Annotated in this window: 20 protein-coding genes; 14 read left to right on the top strand and 6 right to left on the bottom strand. The window is 28.5% G+C overall.

Annotated features, from left to right (window positions below; all coding sequences use genetic code 11):
- Positions 1–157 precede the first annotated feature (157 nt).
- The 5 genes from raiA (at position 158) to MED152_RS02090 (ending at position 2,802) form a co-directional block, all read left to right on the top strand.
- Complete coding sequence (gene raiA / locus MED152_RS02070; RefSeq protein WP_015480191.1) at positions 158–460, top strand: ribosome-associated translation inhibitor RaiA; 303 nt, start codon at positions 158–160, stop codon at positions 458–460.
- Between the two features lie 39 nt (positions 461–499).
- Complete coding sequence (locus MED152_RS02075; protein ID WP_015480192.1) at positions 500–1,606, top strand: alkene reductase; 1,107 nt, start codon at positions 500–502, stop codon at positions 1,604–1,606.
- 10 nt (positions 1,607–1,616) lie between these two features.
- Entirely contained in the window at positions 1,617–2,126 is a 510-nt protein-coding gene (locus MED152_RS02080; protein ID WP_015480193.1) for a peroxiredoxin-like family protein, read from the top strand.
- Positions 2,127–2,264: 138 nt separating this feature from the next.
- Positions 2,265–2,468, top strand: a complete 204-nt coding sequence (locus tag MED152_RS02085) for a hypothetical protein (protein WP_015480194.1) — start codon at positions 2,265–2,267, stop codon at positions 2,466–2,468.
- A 130-nt stretch (positions 2,469–2,598) separates the two neighbouring features.
- On the top strand, positions 2,599–2,802 hold the full coding sequence (locus tag MED152_RS02090) for a hypothetical protein (protein WP_015480195.1): 204 nt from the start codon (positions 2,599–2,601) through the stop codon (positions 2,800–2,802).
- 57 nt (positions 2,803–2,859) lie between these two features.
- Here MED152_RS02090 and MED152_RS02095 read toward each other — a convergent pair whose 3' ends face one another.
- On the bottom strand, positions 2,860–3,540 hold the full coding sequence (locus tag MED152_RS02095) for a type 1 glutamine amidotransferase domain-containing protein (RefSeq protein WP_015480196.1): 681 nt from the start codon (positions 3,538–3,540) through the stop codon (positions 2,860–2,862).
- Between the two features lie 165 nt (positions 3,541–3,705).
- On the opposite strand from MED152_RS02095, the gene MED152_RS02100 reads away from it, so the two are divergent.
- Positions 3,706–4,299, top strand: coding sequence for an NAD(P)H-dependent oxidoreductase (locus MED152_RS02100; RefSeq protein WP_015480197.1), 594 nt, complete (start codon positions 3,706–3,708; stop codon positions 4,297–4,299).
- A gap of 6 nt (positions 4,300–4,305) precedes the next feature.
- Positions 4,306–6,189, top strand: coding sequence for a monovalent cation:proton antiporter-2 (CPA2) family protein (locus tag MED152_RS02105; protein WP_015480198.1), 1,884 nt, complete (start codon positions 4,306–4,308; stop codon positions 6,187–6,189).
- A gap of 109 nt (positions 6,190–6,298) precedes the next feature.
- Here the strand turns inward: MED152_RS02105 and MED152_RS02110 are convergent, their stop codons facing one another.
- The 4 genes from MED152_RS02110 to MED152_RS02125 all read right to left on the bottom strand — a co-directional run bounded on the left by MED152_RS02110 (position 6,299) and on the right by MED152_RS02125 (position 9,826).
- The gene (locus tag MED152_RS02110) at positions 6,299–7,153 is read right to left on the bottom strand and encodes a hypothetical protein (protein ID WP_015480199.1); all 855 of its coding nucleotides are present in this window, start codon (positions 7,151–7,153) and stop codon (positions 6,299–6,301) included.
- Between the two features lie 192 nt (positions 7,154–7,345).
- Positions 7,346–8,386: an ACR3 family arsenite efflux transporter gene (gene arsB, locus MED152_RS02115; RefSeq protein WP_015480200.1), complete on the bottom strand. Its 1,041-nt coding sequence runs from the start codon at positions 8,384–8,386 to the stop codon at positions 7,346–7,348.
- Positions 8,387–8,473: 87 nt separating this feature from the next.
- On the bottom strand, positions 8,474–8,818 hold the full coding sequence (locus MED152_RS02120) for a lipocalin family protein (protein ID WP_015480201.1): 345 nt from the start codon (positions 8,816–8,818) through the stop codon (positions 8,474–8,476).
- 195 nt (positions 8,819–9,013) lie between these two features.
- Complete coding sequence (locus MED152_RS02125; protein ID WP_015480202.1) at positions 9,014–9,826, bottom strand: RDD family protein; 813 nt, start codon at positions 9,824–9,826, stop codon at positions 9,014–9,016.
- 22 nt (positions 9,827–9,848) lie between these two features.
- Here MED152_RS02125 and MED152_RS02130 point away from each other — a divergent pair, with 22 nt between their 5' ends.
- From MED152_RS02130 to MED152_RS02155, 6 genes are all read left to right on the top strand, one after another.
- Positions 9,849–10,817 carry a stage II sporulation protein M gene (locus MED152_RS02130; protein WP_015480203.1) on the top strand — a complete coding sequence of 323 codons (969 nt, stop codon included), beginning with the start codon at positions 9,849–9,851 and terminating at the stop codon, positions 10,815–10,817.
- Positions 10,814–11,512, top strand: coding sequence for a hypothetical protein (locus tag MED152_RS02135; RefSeq protein WP_015480204.1), 699 nt, complete (start codon positions 10,814–10,816; stop codon positions 11,510–11,512). Before MED152_RS02130 ends, MED152_RS02135 begins: the two co-directional genes overlap by 4 nt.
- A complete protein-coding gene (locus MED152_RS02140; protein ID WP_015480205.1) occupies positions 11,505–12,701 on the top strand; it encodes a hypothetical protein in 1,197 nt (398 codons plus the stop codon). The genes MED152_RS02135 and MED152_RS02140 overlap by 8 nt, the downstream gene beginning before the upstream one ends.
- Before the next feature lie 4 nt (positions 12,702–12,705).
- Positions 12,706–13,710, top strand: a complete 1,005-nt coding sequence (locus tag MED152_RS02145) for a MoxR family ATPase (RefSeq protein WP_015480206.1) — start codon at positions 12,706–12,708, stop codon at positions 13,708–13,710.
- A gap of 119 nt (positions 13,711–13,829) precedes the next feature.
- A complete protein-coding gene (locus MED152_RS02150) occupies positions 13,830–15,047 on the top strand; it encodes a DUF58 domain-containing protein (protein WP_238559152.1) in 1,218 nt (405 codons plus the stop codon).
- A gap of 61 nt (positions 15,048–15,108) precedes the next feature.
- Positions 15,109–15,492 carry a DUF805 domain-containing protein gene (locus tag MED152_RS02155; protein ID WP_015480208.1) on the top strand — a complete coding sequence of 128 codons (384 nt, stop codon included), beginning with the start codon at positions 15,109–15,111 and terminating at the stop codon, positions 15,490–15,492.
- Between the two features lies 1 nt (position 15,493).
- Here the strand turns inward: MED152_RS02155 and MED152_RS13345 are convergent, their stop codons facing one another.
- The gene (locus tag MED152_RS13345) at positions 15,494–16,027 is read right to left on the bottom strand and encodes a DUF4251 domain-containing protein (RefSeq protein WP_015480209.1); all 534 of its coding nucleotides are present in this window, start codon (positions 16,025–16,027) and stop codon (positions 15,494–15,496) included.
- A gap of 90 nt (positions 16,028–16,117) precedes the next feature.
- Between MED152_RS13345 and MED152_RS02165 the strand changes: the two genes are divergently transcribed.
- Positions 16,118–16,822, top strand: coding sequence for a pseudouridine synthase (locus MED152_RS02165; RefSeq protein WP_015480210.1), 705 nt, complete (start codon positions 16,118–16,120; stop codon positions 16,820–16,822).
- Positions 16,823–16,826 lie beyond the last annotated feature (4 nt).

The following is a 16,826-nucleotide window of genomic DNA, read 5'->3' on the forward strand; positions in this document are numbered from 1 at the left end:
ATCAACAGTAAACTAAATACAGAAATATTTATAAGCTCTACAATCTTCTTAAAAATCTGTTAAGAGTTCAAAAGAGTTCATCTTAATAGCATTTAAGCAAACCAAAACACCAGTTTTAGAATAATTTTATATCAATATTAATTTAAAACAAAATAAGATGACAATTAATTTCGAATATCATGATGTAGAAGGTAGTGAAAGATTAGAGGCATATACCACAGAAAAATTAGAAAAATTATATAATAAATTCCAAATGATTGTAAGAGCAGATGTTTTCTTTAAAACAGAAAATACATCTTCAGATAATACAGGTATGATTTGTAATATTAGGTTAAGTGTACCTGGACCGCGTTTATTTGCAGAAGCTAGTCACGATAATTTTATCAGTTCTATTAACGAATCTGTAAAAGATTTAGACACACAGTTAACTAAGAAAAAAGATAAAATGTCTACTTATTAATCACAGATAATTAGAATATTAATCTTTAAATAAATTAAAATGACAAAAGAATTTTTATTACAGAACTTTAATAATATAACAGATTTACCATTAACTAATAGAGTTGTAATGGCACCTATGACTAGAAGTCGTGCAAATAATAAAGGTAATGTGCCTACAAATGATTTACATGGTTTGTATTATGAACAAAGAGCCTCTGCTGGTTTAATTATTACAGAAGGTTCTCAGGTGTCAGAAAGGGCAGTGGGTTATATCAACACACCAGGAATTCATTCTCAAGAACAAGTTGAAGGATGGAAAAAAGTAACAGAAAGAGTTCATGCTAAAGGAGGTAAAATATTTATTCAGCTATGGCATGTAGGTCGAATTTCGCACCCAGATTTTCATAATGGAGATTTGCCTTTAGCTCCATCTGCTTTGAACGCTAACGTAACTGTCTACACTCCAGAAGGAGAAAAAGATACTGTTACACCAAAAGCAATGAGTAAAGAAGATATTAATCAAACTATAGAAGATTTTAAAAATGCAGCTTCAAATGCAATAAAGGCTGGTTTTGATGGAGTTGAAATACATTCTTCAAACGGATATTTATTTCATCAGTTTTTTAACAAATCTTCTAATGTAAGAGATGACGAGTATGGAGGAAATATTGAAAATAGAGCGCGTTTCTTCTTTGAAGTTTTAGATGCTGTAAAAGAGGCAATTCCAGAAAAGAAAATAGGAGTAAGGTTTAACCCTTCTTTGCATGGTATTTTTGGAATGGAGATGGATGAAGAAACTATAACAACATTTGAATATATTATGAAAAGGTTGAACGATTACAAATTAGCCTATGTTCATTTATCAGAACCATTCAATGATGTTTCAGAGGTTAAATATGCCGTACAAAATATTGCAGAACATTTTAGACCAATCTACAATGGTACTATTATCATTAACTCAGGATTTGATCAAAAGTCAGCAAATAAAGTGTTAGAAGAAGGTAATGCAGATTTAGTCGCGTTCGGAAAACCATATATATCTAATCCAGATTTGGTAGAAAGATTTGAAAGAAATCAAGATTTAGCAGATTGGAATCAAGATACATTTTATACTCCAGGACCAGAAGGTTACACAGATTACCCAAAATTAGAAGAAAATAAATAAAAAATAAATTATGATTAAACCAAGAGAAAAAGCACCAGAATTAAAAATTAACTTAGTAAATGATACAAAATGGAGTTTGTCTGAACAAAACCCAGAAAACTTTACATTGATATTATTTTATAGAGGATTGCATTGCCCAGTTTGTAAAAAACAGTTGGAACAATTGAAAGAGAAAATGAACGATTTTACAGAGAGAGGTGTAAACTTAATAGCCATTAGTGCAGATTCAGAAGAAAGAGCAAAGAAAGCTTATAAAGAATGGGATGTAGAATCTTTACCAATAGGTTTTGAATTCTCAATTGAAGAGGGTCGAAAATGGGGCTTATTTGTTTCAAAAGGAATAAGTGATAAGGAACCTGATACTTTCTTAGAGCCAGGCTTATTTTTAATTGATAAAGAACAAAAAGTATACTGGCAATCAATACAATCTATGCCTTTTGGAAGACCAGAATTTAGAGATGTTTTAAATGGAATAGATTATATTTTAAAAGAAGGATACCCTGCAAGAGGTGAAGCCTAAAATTTAGGTAAATTGTAAAAAAAATTAATAGAAATAGAGAACAATCTTTATACATCACTGATATTAAAGGTTTAATAATTTGTTTCTGTTAATTTTTTTTATTTATATTTGTTGATAACTTTTAAATTTTAACCCCTTATGTTAAACCCTAATTTGACAGCTCAAGAGCAGTCTGTACTCAAGGCAGTACAAGCAGAACACCTAACCAGTTTCGAAATTCTTAAAAAAGTAGAAGATGTTTCTATGATATTATCATTGTATAATATTTTAGATCAACTAAACAACAAAGGTGTAATTAAAAGCTACATGAAGCAAGATCTTAAGTATCACTATGCAGCTTAAATATACTTTGTATTAAAATTTTTATAAACGTTGTTAATCTTAATTGGTATGTTAACAACGTTTTTTTATGCTTTAAATTCTGATTTTTAGCTGAATAGCATTTAATTTTGTACATTAGTCAAAAAAGAAAATGAAAAAGCAAAACCTATCAGCTATAGAGCATTCTGTTTTAGAAGCAATTCAAGAAAAAGCACTTACAAGTTTTGAGATTTTAGATAAAGTAGAGAACTTAGATATGATATTACCTCTTTATTCTGTTTTAGACAATTTAAACGATAAAGGAGTTTTGAAAAGTTATATTTCTAATGATATTAAATATCATATAGCTCAATAACTTTGGGCATAAAAAAAGGCCTGCATCAGCAAGCCTTTCTCATTCGTTTAAGTTTTTTTATTTTTTTAACGAATTGTGTAATTTTTCTGCAACTAATTTAGATGATGCAGGGTTTTGACCTGTAATCAGCAAGCCATCTTGAATGGCATGTTCTGCCCAATCATCTTTTTTAGAATAGATTCCACCATTTTCTTGCAACATATCTTCTACCAAAAATGGTACTACATCAACTAGGTTTACAGCTTCTTCTTCAGAATTTGTAAAACCGGTTACATTTTTACCTTTTACTAAGTATTCACCATTTTGTGTTTTTACACTCTTTAAAGCAGCTGGTGCATGACATACAAACGATACTGGTTTATTTTGCGCATAAAAGGTTTCAATTAAAGTAATTGATTCTGCATCATTTGCAAGATCCCATAAAGGACCATGACCTCCAGGATAAAATACTGCATCAAAATCTGAAGGATTCATCTCTGCTAATTTATGCGTGTTATTTATTAAATGCTGAGCATTCTCATCGCTTTTAAAACGTTTTGTATCTTCTGTACTTGCGTCTTCAGTGTCACTACTAGGGTCAATTGGCGCTTTTCCTCCTTTAGGAGTTGCCAGTGTAATTTCTGATCCTTTATCTAATAAAGTATAATATGGGCCTGCAAATTCTTCAATCCAGAAACCAGTCTTTTTACCTGTGTCACCTAATTGATCATGTGATGTTAATACGAATAATATTTTCATTTTGTTGTTTATTTTTAGTTCTAACAAAATTAAGCCTCATTAAATAGCAGGATTAACTCACATCAAAAATTTATGAACGCTATTCAAAAGTTTTATACCTCAATCGTTTAATTGATAGGCATTCTTCTAAGCTTATTTTAAGCTAAATTTAATTACATTCGTTTTATGAAAAGAGTACTTGTATTATTTGCCCATCCAAAATTTGAGAAATCGAATGTGAATAAGGCTTTAATTGATGAAATAAACGGATTAGAAAATGTTACTGTTCATGATTTGTATGAAGAATATCCAGATTTCCATATAGATATAAATCGAGAAAAACAGCTCTTAGAAAATCATGATATTATTATTTGGCATCATCCATTTTATTGGTATAGTTGTCCGCCTTTAATGAAACAGTGGATAGATCTTGTTCTTGAATTCAATTGGGCTTATGGTCCTCAAGGAGATGCTTTAAATGGTAAGATTTGTTTGAATACAATTACAACAGGTGGTTCTAAAGAAATGTATTGTTCAGAAGGTAATAACAGTTTTACTATTAGACAGTTTTTAAGACCTTTTGAGCAAACAGCAGTTTTGTGTGGTATGATTTATTATCCTCCATTTACTGTAATGGGTACACACAAAATTAAAGAAGAAAAATTGCTAGTTGCTAAAGAGAAATACAGCAAAATTTTAAATTTATTACAAGATGGCTTAAGTTTAAATGAATTTGATAATTCTGCATTTTTAAATGAAATACCACAACTTAATTCTTAAATAAAAATGACAGGAAGTATACTTTTTCAGGCCATAATGTTTTTAGCAGGTGCAATATTATGTGTTTCTATAGCTAAAAGATTTGGGTTAAGTTCGGTAATTGGTTATTTATTGGCAGGTGTTTTAATTGGCCCATATGTATTAGGTTTTATTGGTAATGAAGGTGATGATATTTTGCATTTTGCAGAATTTGGAGTGGTAATGATGCTGTTTCTTATAGGTTTAGAAATTGAGCCCAAAAACTTCTGGAAAATGCGTAAAACCATTATAGGAATGGGAGGATTACAAGTTGGGGCAACTATGCTTCTGGCTTATTTACTTTTTATTGCTTTGGGTTTTGATGGCAAAGTAGCTTTGGTGGTTTCTATGGCTGTAGCATTATCTTCAACAGCAATTGCTATGCAAACTATAAAAGAAAAAGGTTTAATGGATACCACTTTTGGCAATTCTGCTTTTTCGATTTTACTTTTTCAAGATATTATTGTCATTTTTATGTTGGGTTTTATTCCTTTATTGGCCAACTCAGAACAAACATCTTCAGAAAATTCTCACAGTGAATCTTTTAGTTTAATTCAAGATTTACCTGTTGCTTATCAAACCATTGCTATTATTTTATCGGTAGTTTTGATTGTTGTTGCAGGGAATTATTTAATAGTACCAATGTTACGTAAAGTTTCTAAAACTGGTGTAAGAGAGTTGCTTATTGCTGCTGCACTTTTAATTGTTTTTGGTATTTCTTTTTTAATGGAATTTGTTGGTATAAGTCCTGCATTAGGTGCTTTTTTAGGTGGTGTAGTTTTGTCTAATAGTGAATTTAAGCATGAATTAGAAAGCACTTTAGAACCTTTTAAAAATTTACTTTTAGGCTTGTTTTTTATGGCAGTTGGTGCTTCTATCAACTTTATAGTAATTGCGAATAATCCTTTAACTATTATTGGGACATTATTTGTTATTATACTTTTAAAAGCCCTCATTTTATTTATAACCGGAAGTGTTTTTAAGTTAAAATTAGATCAAAAATTAATGTTGACTTTTAGTTTAGCTCAAGTAGGGGAGTTTGCTTTTGTTCTTTTATCTTTTGCCTTTGGTTTAAATATTCTAGGTCAAGATCAAATGGATATGCTTTTAGTAATAACTGCACTTTCTATGTCTTTAACACCAATTATCACAATGATTAATGAGCGATTAATTTTACCCAAAATTGGTACAAAAGAATCTATAAAAAGGCCAATGGATCATATTGCAAAATCGCAAAAAATAATACTGGTTGGTTTTGGGCATTTTGGAAGCACAGTAGGTAGATTTTTAAGGTCTCATGGAGTAGAAGCAACTATTTTAGATCAAGATTCTAATAGAGTAGATTTTTTAAGGAAAATGGGATTTGAAGTTTATTATGGTGATGCAACAAGAATAGATTTATTAGAATCTGCAGGTATAGCAGAAGCAAAAATTATAATTTGTGCAACCAATAGATTATCAGTTTCAAAGGCAATTAGTAAAATTGTGAAAGAGAAATATCCTCATGTAGATTTAATGATTAGAACCAAAAACAGGTATGATGCTTATGAGCTTTTAAATATGGGGCATGAAAAGGTGTATAGAGAATCTTTAGATACATCTTTACTATTGGCAAGAGATGTTTTAAGCAAAATGGGGTATCGTAAATATACACTTAATACACAGCTTCAAAACTTTAGGAAATATGATGAAGAAAGTTTAAAACGTTTAGCTCAAGAACCTAAAAGAGATGAAAAGTATATTTTTAAAGTAAAAGAGGAATTAAAACAGCAAGAAAAATTCTTAAATGATGATTTAAAAAGGGGAGTAGTAGACTTTGATAATCATTGGGATAGTGAATCTATGAAAGAGGCACTTAAAGACAAAAAGTAAACGGATAAGCTTTTAATTTTAAAAGACTATTGGTACAAATAAAAATGATAGTATAGATCAAAGAATTTAAACTTTAATTTATACTATCAATTCTAAAATTAGCAAGAATTTATCTTTTGTAAATTGGAGTTCTTTTTGCTAAGAAACCTAACGTAATCTTATAGGCATTAGGAGTTTGCCAAAAAGATTGATGATCTTTGGTAAAGATGTTTTCACCTTTATCATTATAAATATTCATAGTAATATTGGTAGCATAATTTTGTTGAGTAGTTCCAAATGTGCTGCTATTTGTTTTTCGTTTATTGCTATTCCAAATATCTCCAATAATATGTCCATGTCTGTCTACTCTAAGACTATTATTTCCATTTCTTTTAGTAGTTGTATTTGTATTACTGTAAGAAGTTACTGTAGTTTTTTCTATGGAAACCATACCTTGTACCAAATACTCAACACCTAAAATATTTGCAATTTCGCCCATTGTATAACCTGCAATATTATTATTGTTGATACCAGCTTTGGCCAATAATGCATTAGTTGTATTAGGGTCTTGAAACTTTAAAGAAGCTGACTTTCGTTTAAAAATACTAAAGGTTTCTTGTTGAATTTTTTTCTGCATGGTAGCATTACTAGTTTGCTGATCTTTTAAGTAGCCAAAAGGTAAAATTGCCACTTTGTTATGATGATCTTCTAGGTTATAATTGTTGGATTTTGTATTTAGTTTATTAAAAAATTCAACTCTACCAGAACTAAAAGTAATTTTTACGATGTCAGATTTTTTAACTGTATACTCTATGGTTTCATTTTCATATACAAACTGTATTGTGCTTTCACCCATTTTTAAAACCTTACCTTTCATTTCTTCACCAGTCGTTTTTAGAATGATGTCACTTTGGGCTAGTGCAATGTTTGTGAATAAAAAACAAACTAGGGCTAAAAGTAGATTTGTGTTTTTAGCTTTAATCATTATGAATTATTTTAAATTTAGGTTATTATTTAAATCAAGTGTAATTTTTCTAATGAAAATTACTGCTACTAATTTAAATATTATTTTGTTAACTATTTATCCTGAAGTAAAAATATCAAGTTATAAAAATTAAAAAAAGTGATTCAAATTAAATTTAAATCACTTTTTAAGATTGTTGTTGAGTTTAATATATTAAGCTTGTTTTGCTTTATAATATTTTTTTCGCAGCCAGAAAGACACTCGAACCAGTAATATTAAAGCAGGTACTTCAACTAATGGACCAATGACTCCTGTAAACGCTTGACCTGAATTTAAACCAAATACAGCTATAGCTACAGCAATTGCAAGCTCAAAGTTATTACCTGCAGCAGTAAAAGCTACAGCAGCAGTTTTATCATATTCTGCACCAGTTGCTTTTGTAAAAAAGAATCCAATAATAAACATTAATGTAAAGTAAATTAATAATGGTACTGCTATAATTAAAACATCCATAGGTATTTCTACAATTAATTCTCCTTTTAAAGAAAACATAATTATAATAGTAAATAATAATGCTATCAAGGTTAATGGAGATATTGTAGGAATAAATTTTTGAGTATACCAAGCTTCACCTTTAAGCTTCACTAAAATTACTCTACTTAAAATACCTAAAACAAATGGTAAACCTAAATAAATGGCAACACTTTCAGCAATTGTTGCTATAGAAATATCTATAATTGCGCCTTCAAAACCAAAGTAGGGAGGAAGCACGGTTATAAAAATCCAAGCATAAAAGCTATAGGCAAATACTTGAAAGATACTATTTAAAGCTACTAAACCTGCTCCATATTCGCTACTACCATCAGCAAGATCATTCCAAACTAAAACCATAGCAATACATCTTGCTAAACCAATAAGAATAAGGCCAACCATGTATTCTGGATAATCTTTTAGAAAAATGATCGCCAAAAAGAACATTAAAACTGGTCCTATAATCCAATTTAATAATAATGAGATTGATAAGATTTTTGTATTTCTAAATACTTTTGGTAATAATGCGTAATTTACTTTTGCTAAAGGAGGGTACATCATTAAAATTAAACCAATGGCAATTGGTATGTTGGTTGTACCACTATTAAAAGAATTAATAATATCTGGAAATGTGGGTATAAAGTAGCCCAAAGCTACACCTATAGCCATGGCTATAAATATCCAAAGTGTTAAATTCTTGTCTAAAAAGCTTAATTTTTTCATTTGATTTTCAATCTATATTTGGTTCGTTACTATATCTTTAATAACTATATTGCAATATTACGATTAAAGATTGAATTTATTCAAATTTTATTCTTTTTTTAAATACTCATTAGAGCCGTATTCTGTAAATAGTATCATCTTATTAGAGTTAGGCATTTCAATTTTATAAGCCATTTTATCAATAGACGACGCTCCATTTCCAATACTTTTCATGGTAAGAATTAATGAATCACCTTTTAATTCCCATTTTTGATAAAGAAGTGTTTCCATATTGTCTGATCGTGCAACGCCATTTTCTAATAAGGTAAAATTTAGCTTGGCCTCAGACAGATCTATCCAAGAACCTAAAACATCTTCATTTTTAATACTAGTTGATTGACAAGCCATTACTAATAATAGCGTCACAAATAAAAGTTTGAATATATTCTTCATAAATGCTGTTTTTAGAATTACAATATAAATAAAATATAAATTCTTGAAACTTATGGATGATTAATAAATTGTTATCTGGTAAATTGATGTTTACAATTTACTAAGGGAATACTTTTAAATAGAATAGAAATTAAAAACATTTATATTGTTCTATAATTTATATTATGTAAAATAGAAAATAATAAAACCTCTATCCTACATATTTTGTGTATAATAATTGTAATCTTTTAAAACAGTGCTTATAAACTCTTTGTCACTTTTGTGAATAGATTGAATTTGAGTTACTTCCAAGATTTTCGATCTAAGTTTTATCAAAGTTGAATAATCATCAAACTTTGCAGAACTCTCAAAGGTTTCTTTTATGATTCGTACGTCATTATCAGATAATTTAACAACACTTGGATATGTAGGTTTATACGTGTCTTTTATTTCCTGCAAAATGGTTTGTGAGAATTTTACTTCATCCTTTAAATAAATAACAATGGTATTTGCAATAATATCTCCAAAACGTTGGCTTTTATTTGTGAATAAGATTAAAAAAAAGCCAATTAATTTACCAAATATAAAAAGTAAAACGAGCAAAATATATTCATCTGTTAATCCTAAGGAAGCCACATAAACAAACAATAAACTGAATAAATTAAAATCGATAACTCTTAAAAACCATCTAATAATAAAATCGGTTGTTGTTGGCTTATACCCTTCAATATTAATTACTTTTAAGTGCAATAACTTTTTACCCAATGTTTGACCATTCAATAAAATTTCTGAATACAAAGAATAGAAAGTTATAGGTATTAATACTAAGGCTTCTATGGCTTTGATGTCCCAACTATCGCCAGTTAAAGCATTTTCAAGAGAAGAAAAATCAAAAAATTCAAAGATTAAATATAGATAAGCAAACTTTATAATATTGTCTATAATAAACGCTAAAAGTCTTTGAAATACACCAGCCAAAGTAAATTTTATATTTACATTTTGTGCAGTTTTTATTTGGAGTGTTTTCATGCAATGATTAAATTCGCTCTATATGAGAGAGGTCGCTTTTATAAAGCAAAATAAAGAAAAATGGCTAGAATTTGAACAATTAATTTCAAATAAAGAGAAAAAAAGTCCAGACCTAATTGCCAATTTGCACATAAAGATAATGAACGATTTAGTTTATGCGCAAACTTACTATCCTAAAAGCAAGGTTACCAGGTATTTAAATAAATTAGCCAAATCTAGTTTCAATAAAGTCTATGACTCTAAAAAACGAAACAAAAATGCAATCCTATATTTCTTTTTAGACAAGGTTCCTCTACTCTGCTATCAATACAGAAAAATTATATACTTCTCATTTATAGTATTTTTTGTTTGTTTTTTTATTGGTTTATTAAGCACATTTAATGATGCTGATTTTGCAAGACAAATTCTTGGTAATAATTATGTAGATCAAACTCTAGAAAATATTGAAAGTGGTGATGCTATGGCTATTTACAAAAGTGGTAGCAACTGGGCTACTTTTATTGGTATTTATAATAATAATCAAAGAGTTGGGCTAAATATGTTTCTTTCAGGTCTATTTTTAGGCTTTGGTACAGCTTATTATATTGTGGTAAATGCTATAATGGTTGCAGTTTTTCAAGCATTTTTCTATCAATACAATAGTCTTTACGATAGTTTAAAAGGAATTTGGATTCATGGAACCTATGAGATTTTTGGTATAATAATAGAAGCTGCAGCTGGCTATATAATTGGAGCTAGTATTCTTTTTCCTGGCACATTAAAAAGATTAGAATCTTTTAAAATTGGCATTAGAGACGCCTTTTATATTTTTATCAGTACAATTCCTTTTACCATTATTGCTGCATTTTTAGAGGGTTATATTACTAGGTACTCTAATCAAATGCCAGATATATTTTGTTTCGCTATTATTTTCTTTTGCTTAATTACAATCAGTTATTACTATCTCATTTTGCCATTTAAAAGAGCAAAACAATATCAAGGAACTGCATGAAAAATTTAATAGCTTCCCTCCTTTTATTGTTATGCTTTAATAGTTTTGGCTTTAATCAACCAGACACTACAGATTTAAATTCTAACCATGTAGTTGGGTTAAATACTTACCAAAGAGAGTTGCCAAAAAACCTTAAAGAAAAATACAATGATGATGATTTTATTTACAAAGAGAAAAAGGAAAAGCCAAAAAAATCATCAAATATAAATTCAGCCTTTTTAGACGGATTTATCATTTTTATGAAATTTATATTTCCCTTTCTGTTAGGTATTTTTATTGTTTATATTATTTTAAAGACTGTTTTAAATATCGATATACGATTTTGGAAAAAACAAAATAATGCAACGAATACAGTTCAAAAATTAGAGTTTGATAATGATGATATTCATGAATTAGATATTGATTCTTTATTGAATACTGCTTTAAATAACAATGATTATAGACTAGCCACAAGATATTACTACCTAAAACTATTAAAATATCTAAGTGACTTAAATCATATCGATTATCAAATCGAAAAGACTAATTCAGACTATTTGTTGGAAATCAAAAAAGATGAAATTATTCCTGATTTTTCTTATCTATCTTACATCTATGCTCATATTTGGTATGGTAAATTTGCTATAGACGCAATTGGTTTTAAAAATGTGGAAAGTAAATATCAGTCATTTTTTAAAAAATTAAAGGATGACTAAATATTTCAATCATTTTGCTGCATTTATAGTTACTTTAACAATATTCAGTTGTTCAGAAACCAACTGGGAAGAAAACTTCAATTATAAAGAGAAAAGTCCTTTTGGTACATACATAATGCATGAAGAAATAAATAATTTATTTCCAAATGATAGCATCATCACCATAAAGAAAAACTTTAGAGATTATTTGGCTGATGGTAATTTTGATTCAATTTCAACTGCAAATTATGTTTGCATTAATTACAGCATGAATAAGCTAGAATATGAGGGTGTAGATTCATTGCTATCTTTTGTAAGTAAAGGAAATAATGCTTTTATTGCTCTAGAGTATTTTAGTAAAAACTTTCGTAAAAAATTAGAATTTACCTCTAACAATTTAAGTAAAGATTCTTATTTCTATGAAGATTTGAAGAAACTAAAAGGTCAGTTTTATTTGGATTCTTTGAGAACTGAAACTTACAATTTTGATCGAAATATTAAAAGAAATTATTTTGTTACCTATAATAAAAACAATACCTCAATTTTAGGATTTGCTGAAATTGATACTGAATTAGTACCTAATTTTATTCGAATAAAACATGGTAAAGGCTATTTCTATTTGCACACAAACCCTATTGTTTTTACAAATTATTATTTGTTAAAAGATGAGAATTCTTATATTAATCAACTACTCTCTTACCTCCCATCAGGAAACATTATTTGGGATCCACAATTAAGATACAGTAAGAATTCCGATAACAATAAAGACAACACCTCAGTTTTTGATTTCTTCTTAAAACACAACACGCTAACTTGGTTTTTAATTGTGTTATTAGTAGGTATACTATTGTTTATGTTATTTAATGCCAAAAGAAAACAAAGACCAATACCTAGCATTCCAAAATTAGAAAACACTACAGTTGCTTTTACACAAACAATTGCTAGTTTGTATTTAAAGGAACAAAATCATAAAAATTTAGTTGATAAAACAATTCGCTTTTTCCTAGAGAAAGTTAGAACAAAATATTTATTAAATACCAATAGACTTAATACTGAATTCATAAAGAATTTAGCATCAAAATCTGGTAATAAATTGGCAAATACCAAGTATTTAATCAATACAATTAAAACTTTAAATAAAAAGACAGAATGTACTCAAGAAGAGTTATTTGTCTTGCAAAAAATGATTACAAAATTCTTAAAAAAATAATAGTATGGATATGCATAATGAAGACCAAAATACTGGTGAATTATCTTTTGAAAATAGAATAGATTTATCTGAGTTACAGGCAAGTGTTCTAAAAATTAAAAAACAATTGCAAAAGGTAATTGTAGGTCAAAAAGAAATGGTAGATCTACTTCTAGTTTCACTGTTAGCTAATGGTCATTTATTAATTGAAGGTGTACCAGGAGTTGCCAAAACTATAACAGCAAAATTATTATCAAAAACCATAAATGTTGGATTTAGTAGAATTCAGTTTACGCCAGATTTAATGCCATCAGATATTTTAGGAACTTCTGTATTTAATGCCAAAACCTCAAACTTTGAGTTTAAGAAGGGGCCCATTTTTTCGAATATGATTTTAATTGATGAAATCAATAGAGCACCTGCAAAAACTCAAGCAGCATTGTTTGAAGTAATGGAAGAAAAGCAAATAACTATGGATGGTACAACTTATAAATTGGATGAACCTTTTGTAGTTTTAGCTACTCAAAACCCTATAGAACAAGAAGGTACATATAGATTACCAGAAGCACAATTAGATAGATTTTTATTTAAAGTTATCGTTGAATATCCTAATGCAGAAGAGGAACTAGAAATTTTAATGAAAGAGCAGGCTTTAGAAAATAGTACTAAAACCAGCCAAATAGAAACTATAATTGAAGGTTCTAAAATTGTAGAATATAGAGCTCTTGTTAATCAAATTAAAATTGAAGAAAATCTATTAAAATATATAGCAAATGTAGTTGTAAATACAAGGTCTAATTCGTTTTTATATTTAGGGGCTTCTCCAAGAGCTAGTATTGCTATTTTAAATGCTTCTAAGGCTTTTGCAGCTATTGAGGGCAGAGATTTTGTAACTCCAGAAGACATTAAAAAGGCAACAGTACCTGTTTTACAACATAGAGTAATTGTAACTCCAGAAAGAGAAATGGAAGGTTTAACGAGTAAACAAATTATTAAACAAATCATAGAAACAGTAGAAATTCCTAGATAGTCTTGAAATACTTTTACAACTCATTATTTATAAATAAACGGTTTTTCTATGCGTTAAGCATAATAGCCTCACTTTTTGTGATTGGTTTTTTCGTTGCTATATTTTTTGAAATTGCAAAAGTGCTATTATTAGTATTGGTTGGTTTACTTATCATAGATATCACTTTGTTGTATAACACAAAAAACGGAATTTCAGCAGAACGTTTTTTACCTGAAAAATTATCTAATGGCGATGAAAATAAAATTACCCTAGATATTCAAAACAAATATAATTTTGAAGCTCATATAGAATTGATTGAAGAATTGCCTTATCAATTTCAAAAAAGAGATTTTAATTTTCAACTTAGTTTACAAAAGAAAGAAATTAAAGCAGTAAAGTATAGTTTAAACCCAAAAGAAAGAGGACTTTATGAATTTGGTAATCTTAATGCTTATGCAAATACAGGTTTAAAATTGGCTACTAAAAAATACATATTAGCTAAAAAGAAAGAGTTAAAATGTTATCCATCCTTTTTAAAATTAAGAGAGTTTGATTTTCAAACATTCAATAATTCTGTAGTTTCTTATGGTACTAAGAAAGTAAGAAGAATAGGTAATTCTTTAGAATTTGAACAAATCAAGGAATACGTCTCTGGTGATGATATTCGTACTTTAAACTGGAAAGCTACAGCCAAAAGCAATCAACTTATGATTAATCAATATATGGAAGAGAAATCTCAAGCTGTATATTGTATTATTGACAAAGGTAGAGCCATGCAAATGGAATTTGAAGGTTTAAGTTTGTTAGATTATGCAGTTAATGCCACTTTAGCTATCAGCAATGTAATTTTAAAGAAACAAGATAAAGCTGGTATTTTATCATTTTCTAAAAAGCTTGAGGATATTGTAGTTGCCGAAAAACGAAATTCTCAAATGAGTTTAATTTCTGAAGCTTTGTATAGAATTAAAACTAATTTTTCTGAGTCTGATTTTAGCAGTTTGTATACAATTGTTAAAAGAAAAATTAGACAGCGAAGTTTACTTGTTCTCTTTTCCAATTTTGAAACTTTAGATGGTTTAAATAGGCAACTTCCCTATTTAAGAGCTTTAGCTAAAAATCACTTAGTTTTGGTTGTGTTTTTTAAAAATACAGAATTGAATGTATTAATTGAAAAAGAATCAAAAAATATTCAAGATGTTTATGATGCTATTATTGCAGAAAAGTTTCTGTATGAGAAAAAGCAAATTGTAAACGAATTAAAAAAATACGGTATACAATCTGTATTGACAACGCCTAAAGATCTTACAGGAGATACTATTGAAAAATATTTAAGTTTAAAATCGAGAGGATTATTTTAATTTATTATTATATTTCCATATTGAAATTAACCAAAATTATAACGAATAATTAATAAAAAAAATGAATTGGTATTTAAAAGTATTAAGACAGTATGCAGATTTTAAAGGTAGAGCTAGAAGAAAAGAATTTTGGATGTTCTACTTATTCAATACAATAATAACCTTATTTTTTCGAATATTAGATCATTTATTAGGAACAAATTATGGTGATTATGATGATCAAGGAATTTTAGAATCTATTTACGGTTTAATCGTTATAATTCCGTTTATAGCAGTAACAGCAAGAAGAATGCACGATGTTGGTAAAAGTGGATGGTTTATGTTAATTCCTTTTTACAATTTCTACTTAAGTGTTATTGATGGTGAACCACATGCAAATAAATGGGGAGATAACCCAAAAGGCATAGGTAACGACTCTATGATTAATCAAATTGGTAAAGAATAATTTACTCTTCTAATTTAGCCCATTTACCATAATAAATAATGGTAGTTCTAATGCTACTATTAATTCTTAAAGTACTGGTATTATTGGCAAATAAAGTTAGGTTAGCAGTTAAGCTTTCTTTATTGGCATTAAGAATATAAGTTAAGTTGTACCTGTTTTTACTACTGTCAAATTCTATTTTAGTTCTGGCAGGTACACCTTTAAACACAAGTCCACTCTCAGAAGTGTAATCACCACCTATTTGTTGTTCTCCATAATAAGGTAGGTACAAATCGATACTATCGTTTTTAATTTTAAAGAAATTGGGATTATTAATTAAACTAATTCTAGCCAAGTTACTTCCTGGAGGTAGTAAATTTTCTAATCCTCTTGTATTTGTGAATGCAACAGGGTTTGCTGCATCAGAAACTATTTCTATTTGAGCATTTTCTACAGCACTTTTTAAATTTGCAATTTGAGTTGCACTAACTTTATTTTTAGAACTGGCACAACCTACAATAACCATAGAAAAAATGCCTAAAATTAAATATCTCATAATGTTATTTTTTCACTTAAAATACATCAAAATTAATACCACATTCTGCGAATTGAGATTATATTTGACGATTAAAGATAAGATTTTAATATGAGCTTAGAAATTATTTATGAAGATGCATATTTGTTATGTGTAACCAAACCTAATAATGTTTTGGTACATCATGCCTACCATTCCAGAAATATGGCCGATGAAAAATCACTTCTTCAACTAGTTTCTGAAGAAACTGGGTTAAAAGTTTATCCTATTCATAGATTAGACAGAAAAACTTCTGGAGCAATTTTATTGGCAAAAGAAAAAGAATATGTGGCTAAATTTCAAGATTTGTTTACTAAGAATCAAATTCAGAAAATATATTATGGGGTTGTACGTGGTTTTTCACCATCTACAAAACGTATAGATTCTCCTGTAAAAGGTAGAGATGCTAATGTGCATAAAGAGGCGTTAACAGAATTAAAAACCTTAGCGAAAATTACTTTAGATATTGCTGTAAAACCTTATGATAGCAGCAGATATAGTTTGATTGAGCTTTTTCCAAAAACGGGTAGAATGCATCAATTAAGAGTGCATAGTAATAAAATTAGTCATCCATTAATAGGTGATGCAAAATATGGTGATAAAAATCATGATATGATGTTTGAGCAAAACTTCGGATTTAAAAACCTTTTTTTACATGCAGGTAAATTGGAATTTATTCATCCTTATACCCAAGAAACCTTAATTTTAAAATCAACTTTTCCAACTGATTGGATTCAGCTTTTTGAAAAGTTCAATTGGAAAAACCCTTTAGAATAAAAAA

This window comes from Polaribacter sp. MED152, assembly GCF_000152945.2.
Lineage (GTDB): Bacteria > Bacteroidota > Bacteroidia > Flavobacteriales > Flavobacteriaceae > Polaribacter.

Excerpts from the sequence above, each read along its gene's own strand:
- raiA (WP_015480191.1), top strand. The coding sequence starts at position 158 with ATGACAATTAATTTCGAATATCATGATGTAGAAGGTAGTGAAAGATTA.
- MED152_RS02075 (WP_015480192.1), top strand. The coding sequence starts at position 500 with ATGACAAAAGAATTTTTATTACAGAACTTTAATAATATAACAGATTTA.
- MED152_RS02080 (WP_015480193.1), top strand. The coding sequence starts at position 1,617 with ATGATTAAACCAAGAGAAAAAGCACCAGAATTAAAAATTAACTTAGTA.
- MED152_RS02085 (WP_015480194.1), top strand. The coding sequence starts at position 2,265 with ATGTTAAACCCTAATTTGACAGCTCAAGAGCAGTCTGTACTCAAGGCA.
- MED152_RS02090 (WP_015480195.1), top strand. The coding sequence starts at position 2,599 with ATGAAAAAGCAAAACCTATCAGCTATAGAGCATTCTGTTTTAGAAGCA.
- MED152_RS02095 (WP_015480196.1), bottom strand. The coding sequence starts at position 3,540 with ATGAAAATATTATTCGTATTAACATCACATGATCAATTAGGTGACACA.
- MED152_RS02100 (WP_015480197.1), top strand. The coding sequence starts at position 3,706 with ATGAAAAGAGTACTTGTATTATTTGCCCATCCAAAATTTGAGAAATCG.
- MED152_RS02105 (WP_015480198.1), top strand. The coding sequence starts at position 4,306 with ATGACAGGAAGTATACTTTTTCAGGCCATAATGTTTTTAGCAGGTGCA.
- MED152_RS02110 (WP_015480199.1), bottom strand. The coding sequence starts at position 7,153 with ATGATTAAAGCTAAAAACACAAATCTACTTTTAGCCCTAGTTTGTTTT.
- arsB (WP_015480200.1), bottom strand. The coding sequence starts at position 8,386 with ATGAAAAAATTAAGCTTTTTAGACAAGAATTTAACACTTTGGATATTT.
- MED152_RS02120 (WP_015480201.1), bottom strand. The coding sequence starts at position 8,818 with ATGAAGAATATATTCAAACTTTTATTTGTGACGCTATTATTAGTAATG.
- MED152_RS02125 (WP_015480202.1), bottom strand. The coding sequence starts at position 9,826 with ATGAAAACACTCCAAATAAAAACTGCACAAAATGTAAATATAAAATTT.
- MED152_RS02130 (WP_015480203.1), top strand. The coding sequence starts at position 9,849 with ATGAGAGAGGTCGCTTTTATAAAGCAAAATAAAGAAAAATGGCTAGAA.
- MED152_RS02135 (WP_015480204.1), top strand. The coding sequence starts at position 10,814 with ATGAAAAATTTAATAGCTTCCCTCCTTTTATTGTTATGCTTTAATAGT.
- MED152_RS02140 (WP_015480205.1), top strand. The coding sequence starts at position 11,505 with ATGACTAAATATTTCAATCATTTTGCTGCATTTATAGTTACTTTAACA.
- MED152_RS02145 (WP_015480206.1), top strand. The coding sequence starts at position 12,706 with ATGGATATGCATAATGAAGACCAAAATACTGGTGAATTATCTTTTGAA.
- MED152_RS02155 (WP_015480208.1), top strand. The coding sequence starts at position 15,109 with ATGAATTGGTATTTAAAAGTATTAAGACAGTATGCAGATTTTAAAGGT.
- MED152_RS13345 (WP_015480209.1), bottom strand. The coding sequence starts at position 16,027 with ATGAGATATTTAATTTTAGGCATTTTTTCTATGGTTATTGTAGGTTGT.
- MED152_RS02165 (WP_015480210.1), top strand. The coding sequence starts at position 16,118 with ATGAGCTTAGAAATTATTTATGAAGATGCATATTTGTTATGTGTAACC.